The 11,807-nt window shown below is 58.2% G+C and carries 14 protein-coding genes and 2 tRNA genes; 4 read left to right on the forward strand and 12 right to left on the reverse strand.

Going from position 1 to position 11,807, the window contains the following annotated elements:
• Positions 1-10 precede the first annotated feature (10 nt).
• The 9 genes from rimP to rlmE all read right to left on the reverse strand — a co-directional run bounded on the left by rimP (position 11) and on the right by rlmE (position 7,005).
• Positions 11-469, reverse strand: coding sequence for a ribosome maturation factor RimP (gene rimP, locus E5E96_RS02040; protein WP_016351719.1), 459 nt, complete (start codon positions 467-469; stop codon positions 11-13).
• Between the two features lie 167 nt (positions 470-636).
• Positions 637-713, reverse strand: a tRNA-Met gene (locus E5E96_RS02045).
• Between the two features lie 92 nt (positions 714-805).
• Positions 806-890: transfer RNA gene (locus E5E96_RS02050), tRNA-Leu, on the reverse strand.
• A gap of 7 nt (positions 891-897) precedes the next feature.
• Positions 898-1,224 carry a preprotein translocase subunit SecG gene (secG, locus tag E5E96_RS02055; RefSeq protein ID WP_010633113.1) on the reverse strand — a complete coding sequence of 109 codons (327 nt, stop codon included), beginning with the start codon at positions 1,222-1,224 and terminating at the stop codon, positions 898-900.
• On the reverse strand, positions 1,225-1,989 hold the full coding sequence (gene tpiA / locus E5E96_RS02060; protein ID WP_106553195.1) for a triose-phosphate isomerase: 765 nt from the start codon (positions 1,987-1,989) through the stop codon (positions 1,225-1,227). It lies immediately after the preceding gene.
• Positions 1,990-2,120: 131 nt separating this feature from the next.
• The gene (gene glmM / locus E5E96_RS02065; RefSeq protein WP_016351721.1) at positions 2,121-3,455 is read right to left on the reverse strand and encodes a phosphoglucosamine mutase; all 1,335 of its coding nucleotides are present in this window, start codon (positions 3,453-3,455) and stop codon (positions 2,121-2,123) included.
• Between the two features lie 17 nt (positions 3,456-3,472).
• Entirely contained in the window at positions 3,473-4,318 is an 846-nt protein-coding gene (folP, locus tag E5E96_RS02070; protein ID WP_171281461.1) for a dihydropteroate synthase, read from the reverse strand.
• A 62-nt stretch (positions 4,319-4,380) separates the two neighbouring features.
• Positions 4,381-6,330 (reverse strand): ATP-dependent zinc metalloprotease FtsH, encoded by a 1,950-nt coding sequence (ftsH, locus tag E5E96_RS02075; RefSeq protein ID WP_011707080.1) that lies wholly within the window; start codon positions 6,328-6,330, stop codon positions 4,381-4,383.
• Between the two features lie 45 nt (positions 6,331-6,375).
• On the reverse strand, positions 6,376-7,005 hold the full coding sequence (gene rlmE, locus E5E96_RS02080) for a 23S rRNA (uridine(2552)-2'-O)-methyltransferase RlmE (RefSeq protein ID WP_011707081.1): 630 nt from the start codon (positions 7,003-7,005) through the stop codon (positions 6,376-6,378).
• 97 nt (positions 7,006-7,102) lie between these two features.
• Here rlmE and yhbY point away from each other — a divergent pair, with 97 nt between their 5' ends.
• Positions 7,103-7,399: a ribosome assembly RNA-binding protein YhbY gene (gene yhbY / locus E5E96_RS02085; RefSeq protein WP_005298134.1), complete on the forward strand. Its 297-nt coding sequence runs from the start codon at positions 7,103-7,105 to the stop codon at positions 7,397-7,399.
• Positions 7,400-7,503: 104 nt separating this feature from the next.
• Entirely contained in the window at positions 7,504-8,097 is a 594-nt protein-coding gene (locus E5E96_RS02090) for a hypothetical protein (protein ID WP_024944268.1), read from the forward strand.
• Between the two features lie 47 nt (positions 8,098-8,144).
• On the opposite strand, the gene greA is transcribed toward E5E96_RS02090, so the two are convergent.
• From greA to pomA, 3 genes are all read right to left on the reverse strand, one after another.
• Complete coding sequence (gene greA / locus E5E96_RS02095) at positions 8,145-8,621, reverse strand: transcription elongation factor GreA (RefSeq protein ID WP_011707083.1); 477 nt, start codon at positions 8,619-8,621, stop codon at positions 8,145-8,147.
• A gap of 154 nt (positions 8,622-8,775) precedes the next feature.
• Positions 8,776-9,675, reverse strand: coding sequence for a flagellar motor protein MotB (locus E5E96_RS02100; protein ID WP_017409291.1), 900 nt, complete (start codon positions 9,673-9,675; stop codon positions 8,776-8,778).
• Between the two features lie 8 nt (positions 9,676-9,683).
• Positions 9,684-10,442: a flagellar motor protein PomA gene (pomA, locus tag E5E96_RS02105; RefSeq protein ID WP_011707085.1), complete on the reverse strand. Its 759-nt coding sequence runs from the start codon at positions 10,440-10,442 to the stop codon at positions 9,684-9,686.
• Positions 10,443-10,662: 220 nt separating this feature from the next.
• On the opposite strand from pomA, the gene xseB reads away from it, so the two are divergent.
• Together xseB and ispA are read left to right on the forward strand one after the other, a co-directional pair.
• Entirely contained in the window at positions 10,663-10,914 is a 252-nt protein-coding gene (gene xseB / locus E5E96_RS02110) for an exodeoxyribonuclease VII small subunit (RefSeq protein WP_016351725.1), read from the forward strand.
• Positions 10,915-11,805 (forward strand): (2E,6E)-farnesyl diphosphate synthase, encoded by an 891-nt coding sequence (ispA, locus tag E5E96_RS02115; protein WP_124252665.1) that lies wholly within the window; start codon positions 10,915-10,917, stop codon positions 11,803-11,805.
• Positions 11,806-11,807 lie beyond the last annotated feature (2 nt).

Genomic DNA, 11,807 nt, shown 5'->3' on the forward strand with positions numbered 1-11,807 from the left:
GATAGCCTCGTTAACCAAAGTTCGGCACTATGTTCGCTTTTTGGATATTGGTGAAAGCCAACACTTCGTCCTTACCATCTACCGTCAGGGTGATCATGTCGCCCTGCACGGCTTTGATTACGCCTTTGAACTTGCGGCGGTTGTTTGTTGCCATCCGAAGCGTTACCGCCGCCTCTTGGCCAACGTATTTTTCGAACTGGGCAACCTTGAACAGGGGACGATCCAGACCCGGGGAAGACACCTCGAGGTAATACTCCTCGGTGATGGGATCTTCGACATCCATGATGGCGCCAACCTGATGGCTGACCTCAGCACAGTTCTCGACGCTCACGCCATGCTCGCCGTCGATATAGACGCGCAAGGTGGAGTGTTTACCCGCACGGATAAACTCAATACCCCACAGTTCAAAGCCCAAGGCAACGACAGGAGCCTCGAGCAGATCGGTCAAACGTTGTTCCAACGTAGCCAAAGTCACCCTCCGAAAAAACAAAAAAAGGGCATAAAGCCCAGATAGAAATTGGTTCAGAGTAAATTGCACATAACAAAAAGCCCCGATGTCAAATCGGGGCTTGGCGCTTTACCCTGATTGTCGCCTCGCAGCGACCGCCTTCCTGAGCGTAGGAAATGCGTGAAATTTGGTTGCGGGGGCCGGATTTGAACCGACGACCTTCGGGTTATGAGCCCGACGAGCTACCATGCTGCTCCACCCCGCGTCCGAAATCGTGCGAGATTATAGCCACTTCACCCTCGTCACACAAGACTGACTGGCTATAATACACCCGGTTACCCGGGCTCACTGCTTAATTGGTGCCGTGGGCGGGACTCGAACCCGCACACCCTAGAGCACTACCCCCTCAAGATAGCGTGTCTACCAATTCCACCACCACGGCAAAACTCTTACTCGGGAACGTCAGTGTCTTTCTTGACTGGCGCTTTGCTCTGCTCAACCTGTTGGGTTTGTTGCAGATTTTCCCATTCACTACCCTGTTTGACCTTGTTGCTGGACATAGAGCCAAGCACCAAGCTAATCAAGAAGAACAGAGTAGCCAAAATCGCTGTTGTGCGGGTCAGGAAGCTGCCTGAACCACCGGAGCCGAATACGGTATTCGATGCCCCTGCGCCGAAGGAGGCGCCCATGTCAGCCCCTTTACCTTGCTGAATCATCACCAGACCAATCAGAGCCAGTGACACCAGCAGATAAACGACCAAAAGAATCTCGTACATTTAACTTGCACCCTTTGCCGCTTCAACAATTCCTAAAAACGTCTGGTCATCGAGACTTGCTCCACCAATCAGGCCGCCGTCAACGTCGGGCTGGGCAAACAACTCTCTCGCATTGGCCGGCGTCACGCTCCCACCATAGATGATTCTGACTTTCTCACCTATGACCGGAGTATCCTCCGCCAAGCGACCACGTATAAAGGAATGAACCTCTTGTGCCTGCTCGGGTGTGGCGCATTTACCTGTACCTACAGCCCAAATCGGCTCGTAGGCGATGATAGCATTATCGAAAGCCATCGCGCCATTTTTCTCTATGACGATGTCCAGCTCTTCGGCGATCACCTCGAAGGTTCTTCTCGCCTGCCTCGCCGCCCCTGATTCACCCAAACAGAGGATGGGAATCAGACCTGCCGCTCTGGCTGCCGCAAACTTCTCTGCGACGATAAAACTGGTCTCACCAAAGAGACGCCTGCGCTCGGAGTGCCCTACCAGTACGTATCGACACCCTGCCTCGACCAGCATCTGACACGAGATTTCCCCCGTGTAAGCGCCCTGTCTGTGCTGGCTCACATTCTGAGCCCCCAACTTCATTGTCCGTTGCTCACCGAGCAATGCGGCCGTGAAGTCGAGATGCACATGGGATGGACACAAGACCACGTCTACTCGTTCATCAATGCCCTTCAGGCATTGACCAGTAAACTGCTCTAACTGCGACCTACTACCGTGTAACTTCCAGTTGGCTGCTACAAACGGCTTGCGATGTCCCATCGGCAACTCCCTTGCGAAAGCGGGGCTGATAATATCCAGAGGATTGTCAGCTGACAAGCGCTATTTTCAAATTTTCGAATCGTTTGAACAAGATACAACCAGGGCGGCTTAAAGGCCGCCCTTTTTGTTCATTAAAACGCCGATTCGACCTGTTGTGCGATGCGTTGGGCCATATCACGCACCTGCTGTTCATGTTCCCCTTCCACCATCACGCGGATCAGAGGTTCGGTGCCGGATTTGCGCAGCAGCACACGGCCACGACCGGCCAGCTCCTGTTCCACCTTGGCCACTTCCTGCTGCACGGCGTCAGCCGCCAGCGGATCCTTGCCTTCGGCAAAACGTACATTGACCAGCACCTGCGGGAACTTGTTCATGCCGGAGCGCAGCTTGGCCAGCGGCATCTCGGCAGTGCAGATGGCGGTCAGTACCTGCAGGGCGGCGACGATGCCATCCCCGGTAGTGGTCTGATCCAGGCAGATGATGTGGCCGGAGTTCTCGCCGCCGATGCGCCAGCCCTTCTCGTTCATCATCTCCAGCACGTAGCGGTCACCCACCTTGGCGCGGGCGAACGGGATGCCGAGAGTCTGCAGCGCCAGTTCCAGACCCATGTTGGCCATCAGGGTGCCCACCACGCCGCCCTTGAGGCGACCATTGCGCAATGCATCGCGGGCAATGATGTAGAGGATTTCGTCGCCGTCGATGATATAGCCGGTGTTGTCCACCATCACCAGACGGTCGCCATCACCATCGAAGGCCACCCCCAGATCTGCCTTGCACTCCAGCACCTTGGCCGCCAGGGCTTCCGGGGCGGTCGAACCGACACCGTCGTTGATGTTGAGACCATCCGGGCTGCAGCCGATGGCGATCACTTCAGCCCCCAGCTCGCGGAACACGGAAGGCGCAATGTGGTAGGTCGCACCATGACCACAGTCCACCACCATCTTCAGCCCTTCCAGGCTCAGATTGGAAGGAAAAGTGCTCTTGCAGAATTCGATGTAACGACCGGCGGCATCGTCGATGCGCAGTGCCTTGCCCAGCTCGGCGGACTCCACGCACTTGAGCTCGTGGTCCAGCTCGGCTTCGATGGCCATCTCGACTTCGTCAGGCAGCTTGGTACCGTCGGCGGAGAAGAACTTGATGCCGTTGTCGTAATAGGGATTGTGGGAAGCGCTGATGACGATGCCGGCTTCGGCCCGGAAGGTGCGGGTCAGGTAGGCGACGGCCGGGGTGGGCATGGGGCCCATCAGAATGGCCTTGAGACCCGCGGCGGACAGACCCGCCTCCAGTGCGGACTCCAGCATGTAGCCGGAGATGCGGGTATCCTTGCCGATCAGCACCTTGCGAGTACCCTTCTTGGAGAGCACCTTGCCCGCAGCCCAGCCCAGTTTCATCACGAAATCCGGGGTGATCGGGTATTCACCCACCTTGCCGCGTACACCGTCGGTGCCAAAATACTTTCTTGCCATTTTCTGTTCTCGTTTTTTTATTTGGATATGAAATCTTGTCCCGTCATGACCATCCAGCCGGTACGCAAGGCATCCATGGTCGCTCGCACATCGTGCACCCGAATGATGCGGGCACCGCGCTGCATCCCGATGAGCGCACAGGCCAGACTGCCGGCCAGCCGTTCATCAACCGGGCAGCCAAGCAGGTTGCCTATCATAGACTTTCGCGACATACCGACCAAGAGCGGAAGCTGGTAATCGAGCAACTTCTCCTGCTGCGCAAGCAGCTGATAGTTGTGTGCGAGTGTCTTGCCAAAACCGTAACCGGGGTCCAGCAACAACTGCCCCCTCTCTATTCCCGCTGCCAGGCAGGCGGCGATCCGCTCGTCGAAGAAAGCCCTCACCTCCTCCAGCAGGTCGTCATAATGCGGCTCTGCCTGCATGGTTCTCGGCTGCCCCTGCATGTGCATCAGGCACACCGGAACGTCGGCAACGGCGGCCGCGGCCAGGGCCCCCGGCTCGAGCAGGGCTCGTACGTCGTTGATAAGATGGGCACCCGCCGCGCAGCCTTCCCGCATCACCGCCGCCTTGGAGGTATCCAGGGAGATCATCACCTCCAGCTCGGCGACCATGCGCTCCACCACGGGAATGACTCGGTCCAGCTCCTCCTGCTCGCTCACATCGGGAGCACCGGGACGGGTCGACTCGCCACCGATGTCGATGAGGGTCGCCCCCTCCGCCACCATCTGGCGCGCATGGGTCATCGCCCGCTCCAGCTGATTGAAATGACCACCGTCGGAGAAGGAGTCCGGTGTCACATTGAGGATCCCCATGACGTGGGGACGTTCGAGGGAGAGGCTGAGCCCCTTGCTGGTTAGCTGCATCGTTACTTCCGTTGACATAAAGAAAAACCCCGGGGCCAGCCCGGGGTTTGTATCATCACGATTTATTTGGCCGGCAGATCGTTGGCCTTGTCGATATCGACATCAGCCACCTGCTCGGTCTCGGCTACCGCCGGCTTGGCTTCTGCTGCAACCGTGGCACCGCCTTGCGGGGTATCACCGTGCTCATCATGCCAGTTGCTGGGGGCACGCACTTCGCGGCGAGCCATCAGATCGTCGATCTGCTTGGCATCGATGGTCTCGTACTTCATCAGCGCATCTTTCATGCTGTGCAGCACGTCCATGTTGTCCAGCAGGATCTGCTTGGAGCGGGCGTAGTTGCGATCGATGACCTGCTTGACCTCGGCATCGATGACGCGCGCAGTATCATCGGACATGTGCTTGGCCTTGGCCATGCTGCGACCGAGGAACACCTCGCCATCTTCTTCCGCGTAGAGCATGGGGCCGAGACGCTCGGACATGCCCCACTGGGTCACCATCTTTCGGGCGATGTCGGTAGCACGCTCGATGTCGTTGGACGCACCGGTCGATACCTTCTCGGCACCGTAGATCAGCTCTTCCGCCAGACGGCCGCCGTACAGGCTGGAGATCATGGACTCCAGATGCTGCTTGGAATGGCTCCAGCGATCCTGCTCCGGCAGGTACATGGTCACACCCAGCGCACGACCGCGCGGAATGATGGAGACCTTGTAAACGGGGTCATGATCCGGCACCAGACGACCAATGATGGCGTGACCGGCTTCGTGATAGGCCGTCATCTCTTTCTCGGACTCTTTCATCACCATGGAACGACGTTCCGCACCCATCATGATCTTGTCCTTGGCCTTTTCAAACTCGGCCATGGAGACCACGCGACGGCTCTCGCGGGCCGAGAACAGAGCAGCTTCGTTGACCAGGTTGGCCAGGTCAGCACCGGAGAAACCGGGGGTGCCACGGGCAATCAGCGCCGGATTGACGTCATCCGCCAGCGGCACCTTGCGCATGTGCACTTTCAGGATCTGTTCGCGACCACGCACATCCGGCAGACCGACCACAACCTGGCGGTCAAAACGACCCGGACGCAGCAAGGCCGGGTCCAGTACGTCAGGACGGTTGGTGGCGGCGATGACGATGATGCCTTCATTGCCTTCAAAACCATCCATTTCGACCAGCATCTGGTTCAGGGTCTGCTCACGCTCGTCATGACCACCGCCCAGACCGGCGCCACGCTGGCGGCCGACCGCATCGATCTCGTCGATGAAGATGATGCAGGGAGAAGACTTCTTGGCCTGCTCGAACATGTCGCGTACCCGGGAGGCACCGACACCCACGAACATTTCGACGAAATCAGAACCCGAAATGGTAAAGAAGGGCACCTTGGCCTCGCCCGCAATGGCCTTGGCCAGCAGGGTCTTACCGGTACCGGGAGGACCAACCAGCAGCACGCCGGTCGGGATCTTGCCGCCCAGTTTCTGGAACTTGCTCGGATCGCGCAGATAGTCGACCAGCTCCTTCACCTCTTCCTTGGCCTCGTCACAGCCAGCCACGTCGGCAAAGGTGGTCTTGATCTGATCTTCACTCATCAGGCGAGCCTTGCTCTTGCCGAACGACATGGCACCCTTGCCACCACCGCCCTGCATTTGACGCATGAAGAAGACCCAGACACCGATCAGCAACAGCATCGGGAACCAGGAGATGAAGATGGACGTCAGCAGAGACGGCTCTTCCGGCTTCTCGCCCATCACTTTGACATTGTGATTGAGCATGTCGTTGAGCAGCTGGGGATCCGGCGCCGGGATGATGGTGGTGAAGCGTTCACCGGTGCGCTTGACGCCATTAATGACCTTGCCATCCATCCGCACTTCACGGATCTGCTCTTGGGTCACTTCTTTAACGAAGCTGGAATAGTCCAGCTGGCGACTGGTGGTATCGCTGGGGCTGAAGCTATTGAACACCGACATCAACACGACGGCGATGACCAGCCACAGGATTAGGTTTTTCGCCATGTCACTCAAATCAGTAACCTCGCAGACTGACAGTTAACGATGAAGGTTAGGGTACTACAGTTTAAAACCGGTAGCCACAATGTAGACTTCTCGTGAACGGGCACGAGACGAGTCTGGTTTACGAATCTTGACGGCAGTGAAAAGTTTACGGATTTCATTGAGATAGATATCAAACCCCTCCCCCTGGAACACCTTGACCACGAAGCTGCCGTTGGCCCTCAGGACTTGATTGCACATGTCCAGCGCCAGTTCGACCAGATACATGGAACGGGCCTGATCCACCTGCTGGGTACCGCTCATGTTGGGTGCCATGTCCGACATGACGACGTCAACCTTGTCCGGACCTACCCGTTCAAGCAGAGCGCCCAGCACAGTTTCCTCCCGAAAGTCGCCCTGAAGGAAATCGACACCGGCGATGGAATCCATCGGCAGAATATCGCAGGCGATCACCCGGCCCTTGTCACCAACCTGATCGATGGCAAACTGGGACCAGCCACCGGGGGCCGCCCCCAGATCCACGACCGTCATGCCCGGCTTGAGCAGTTTGTCCTTGCCCTGGATCTCGTCGATCTTGAACACGGCACGGGATCTCAGTCCCAACTTCTGGGCTTTTTTGACGTATTGATCGTCAAAATGCTCTTTTAACCAGCGGGTTGAACTGGGGGAATGTTTTTTCTGGGTCATGATCGTCGACTTTAAAAAACCACAAGGGTTATTAGTATTAAGGGCTAAGTGGGGGTAGAATACGCCCCTTTCAACCCTGACTTATGAAGAAATTGCCATGATTCTCAACAATAAACAGAAACAGTACCTCAAGGGCCTTGCCCACAGTCTGAAGCCGGTCGTCCTGCTGGGACAACACGGTCTGACCGAAGGTGTGCTGGCCGAGATCGATCTGGCGCTCAACCACCACGAGCTGATCAAGGTTAAGGTTGCGTCTGAAGATCGTGAGATGAAACAGCTGGTTATGGATGCCATCGTCCGTGAAACCGGCGCGGTGAAAGTACAGAGCATCGGCCACGTGCTGACCATCTATCGTCAAGCCAACGAGCCGAAAATCCAACTGCCCCGCAAGTAACAGGAAAGAGCATCGCTCTTTCCTTCATTTCCCTTCTTCCCAAGTCGCTTGCCAAAGTAGTCGCCAGGCCCTTAACCTGCGATGAATACTCGTGGATACCCGCTATGGATCACCATCAGATTCTCACCGAAGATGAACTGGCCATGCTACGGGACTTGGGAAGCGATCAGGAGACGGCCGCCGGTCAATCCCTGAGCGGTTATCTCGCCACTCCCCTGCTAGGCCTGCTGCAACGCGCCGACCAGCTGGTGCTGGAAGCCCGTTTTGCCGGGCATCAGCTCCGTTTTCCGCTGCGCTTCACTCAAGGAGATGATGGCTTTGTCGAGCCACGCATCGCCGCCCCCGTCATCAAGGAGCTGGGTTATCCCCATCCGCGCACCTGGCGGCTGGACGAGCAGGCCAGTTTCAGGATGGGTGAGCACGAGTATCTGGTGCACAGCCTGTCGCTCGATGGTCTGGTCGTCGAGGGCCTGCCGCCCGGACTGGCCGTCGGTGCCACCTTGACGGGCAGCCTGCTCATTGAGGATCTCGCCCCCCTGCCGCTCAGCGCAGAGCTGGTCAGGCACATTCATCGTCGCAACGGCATTCAGGGCTGGGCACTGCATTTCCAGATGGCCAAAGCGGACCTTGAACTGCTGCGCAACTGGATGTTTCAACGTCATCAGGACGCCTTCACCCAGGCTTACCAGCCCCGCTAAATACAAACAGGGGAGCCGGGGCTCCCCTGTTCTGGCATCCACCTACCTCAGAGGTAGGCAACTTCCAGGATCTCGTACTCCACATCGCCTGCCGGCGTCTTGACGATGGCCACATCGTCCACTTCCTTGCCGATCAGAGCACGGGCGATGGGCGAATTCACGGAGATCATGTTCTGTTTGATGTCCGCCTCGTCGTCGCCCACGATACGGTAGACCACCTCTTCTTCCGTCTCGCTCTTGAGCAGAGTCACGGTTGCCCCGAAGATGACGCGGCCATTGTTGGTCATCTTGGTGATGTCGATCACCTGGGCGTTGGAGAGCTTGCTCTCGATTTCCTGGATACGGCCTTCACAGAAGCCTTGCTGCTCGCGGGCAGCATGGTATTCGGCGTTTTCTTTCAGATCACCATGTTCACGGGCATCTGCAATCGCTTCGATAATCTGCGGACGCAGCTCGGTCTTGAGATATTCGAGCTCTTCACGCAGCTTTTCAGCGCCGCGAACAGTCATCGGAGTATGATTCATAGTCGAAACCTGGGTTGCTTGAAAAGAGAAGCTGCGGCTATCAGAGAGAGCCGCAGCTGTCGGTTCGGATGAGGCATCTTAATATGAAGCCGGCACAAAATCCATGTCAGTCCCTGCGAGCGGGATCGCGCTTTCTCATCAGAATTTGCCGGAACTATTTCTGCTCCTGCGCGCTGATCGGGGCTGACACCGTCGGTTTTCCCTGCATGATGGAGATCTCCACCCGCCGGTTCATGCGCCGGTTTTCCGGACTGGTATTGGGCACCAGCGGCTGGGAATCGGCCATGCCCTGTACCACCAGCCGGCCGCCATCGAAGCCCGGCACCTTGATCATCTGGTGGGCGACCGCCACCGCCCGCTGGGAGGATAGCTCCCAGTTGGACTGGAACAGCTCATCCTCGGTGGCTGCATCATCGGTGTGGCCCGAGACGGTGATCTCGCCGGGCACATCCTTGAGCAGGGCTGCCACCTTGCGCACCACCGGCCAGAACTGGGGCTGCAGGAAGGCGGACCCCGCCGGAAAGGCCGCTTTTTCCCGGATCCGGATGATGATCTGCTGGCCCAGCGCCTCCACTTCGATGGCGCCATCCTGGATCTGCGCCTTCATCTGATCCGCCAGCGCCTTGGCCAGTGCGTTGGACTGCTCCTGCTGCTGTTGTTTCTGCGCCTCCTGCTGGGTGTCGCCCCCCACCAGCTTCTCTTCACTCTTGTCATGACCGCCGGCCTGATCGGCATCGCCGGGCTGAAAATCCAGCTCGGTTTGGGTCATGTCCATGGTCTGCTGCATGATGGTATCGATGGGGGTCGGCTCCGGGCGACCCGGTCTGAACTCCTGGGCGATGACGGAGGTTCCCTTGGGGATGTCCTTCACCTCGAGAATGTTCTGCACCCCGAATGCCTTCTCCATGGAGCCGGCGATCTGCTTGAACTTCTGCACGTCCATCTCGGCAAACGAGAGCAGCAGCACGAAGAAGCACATCAACAGCGACATCAGGTCGGCGAAGGTTCCCATATAGCCGGGCAGACCGGGAGGTGGGCACTTGCACTTTGCCATGCGCGCTCCTATTCGGTCCCGTTGTTGCGTTTGGACTGGTTCAGGTAGTTCTGCAGCATGGCCTGGATCACCCGCGGGTTCTGGCCGTCCTGAATGCCCATGATGGCGTCGAGGATCAGGGTACGGCTCAGCTGCTCCTCACCGCTGCGCAGCTCCAGCTTGTCGGCGATGGGGATGGCGATCATGTTGGCCTCGATCGCGCCGTACAGGGTGGTGAGCAAGGCCACCGCCATGGCCGGGCCGATGGATTTGGGATCGCTCATGTTGGCCAGCATGGCCACCAGCCCCACCAGGGTACCTATCATCCCCATGGCGGGGCCAAGATCCCCCAGGGAGCGGAACACCTTGACGGCGATGACGTGGCGCTCCGAGGTCAGCTCGATGTCCTTCTCCATCACCGCCCGCACCACGTCGGCGTCATGGCCATCCACCAGCATGTCGATGCCCTTCTTCATGAAGGTATTGGGGATCTCAGCCGCCTCCAGGGCCAGGAAGCCCCCCTTGCGGGCCGCGTCCGCCAGTTCCACCGCCTTGGCAATCAGGTCATCGAGCTTGTCCCCCTTGTACATGAAGGCCTTGCCGGCCACCTTGAACGCCATCAGAAACTGGCCGAGGTTGAACTTCATCATGCAGATGAACAGAGAACCCAAAATGGTGATATAGACCGAGGGCATATCCACATACATGCTCATGGGGCCACCCAGCAGCATGCCGTACACCACCACCCCGAACCCCAGCACTATGCCTATCAGACTGCCTAAATCCACATCCCTACTCCTGTCAGCTGAAATTTGTTGTATCTGCAGTTTGTTGAATTTTCTGCTATTGGCTCATCAGCGGCAAGGCTTGCCACAATTTTCCCCGTTCGGAAGATGGCTTATTATCGGCCACTTTTCCGAGAGTTTAAGCCGACGGCATTTTTCTGCCTCCCCCCTGCCCGTCGTCGATGTTAAGATAAGCCGTTTTTTTCAATCCCCGAGGATGGACATGGCCAGTAAAAAAATCGACCGCCTGAGTTTTGATGCCACTCTGGAAGAGCTGGAAACCATAGTTCATCAACTGGAACAGGGCTCCCTGCCGCTGGAAGAGGCCCTCAAGCAGTTTGAGCAGGGCATTCATCTGGTGCGGGCCGGCCAGCAGAAGCTGGAGCAGGCCGAGCAGAAGATCCAGATCCTGCTGACTCAGGCCGATGGCAGCGAGCAAGCCGTCCCCTTCCAGCCAGAGCAAGGAGAGGAGTGAGTGACGCTGGACGATTTTTCCCGCCTGCACCGGCAACGTATTGACGACTGTCTGTCTGCACAACTTGAATCCTTGCCCGCAATGGCCCCTCGCCTGCGCGATGCCATGCGTTACGGCCTGCTGCTGGGCGGCAAACGGGTACGCCCCTTCCTGGTCTACGCCGTCGGCGAGATGCTGGGCGTAAAGAACGAACTGCTGGATGGCCCGGCCGCCGCGGTGGAGTGCATCCACGCCTACTCCCTGCTGCACGACGATCTGCCCGCCATGGACAACGACGATCTGCGTCGCGGTCAGCCGACGGTGCACAAGGCATTCGATGAAGGCACCGCCATTTTGGCCGGCGACGCCCTGCAAACCCTGGCCTTCACCATTCTGGCCGATCACCCGATGCCAGACTCGCTGCTGGCCAACCGGGTACGGATGCTTAGCCGGCTAGCCCGCGCCTCGGGTTATCTCGGCATGTGCGGCGGTCAGGCGCTGGACCTGCAGGCGGAAGGGCGCCAGATTTCCCTCGCCGAGCTGGAACAGGTACACCGCCACAAGACCGGGGCTCTCATTGAGTGCGCCGTGGCGCTTGGCGCCCTGTGCAAGGCGGACGTGGATGACGCCACCCTGAGCGCGCTGCAAACCTATGCCGCCGCCATCGGTCTCGCCTTCCAGGTGCAGGATGACATCCTCGACATCACGGGCGATACCGCCACCCTCGGCAAGCGGCAAGGTTCCGATCTGGCGCTGGAAAAGAGTACCTATCCGGCGCTGCTGGGGCTCGACAATGCCCGTGAGCTGGCTCGCGAACTGCATGGTAAAGCCTTAACAGCCTTGCAATCTTTGCCCTACAATACCGACATTCTGGAAGCGTTTGCCGATTACATCATCGAGCGAACCCACTAAAC

Source organism: Aeromonas sp. 1805 (assembly GCF_013085525.1).
Lineage (GTDB): Bacteria > Pseudomonadota > Gammaproteobacteria > Enterobacterales > Aeromonadaceae > Aeromonas > Aeromonas hydrophila.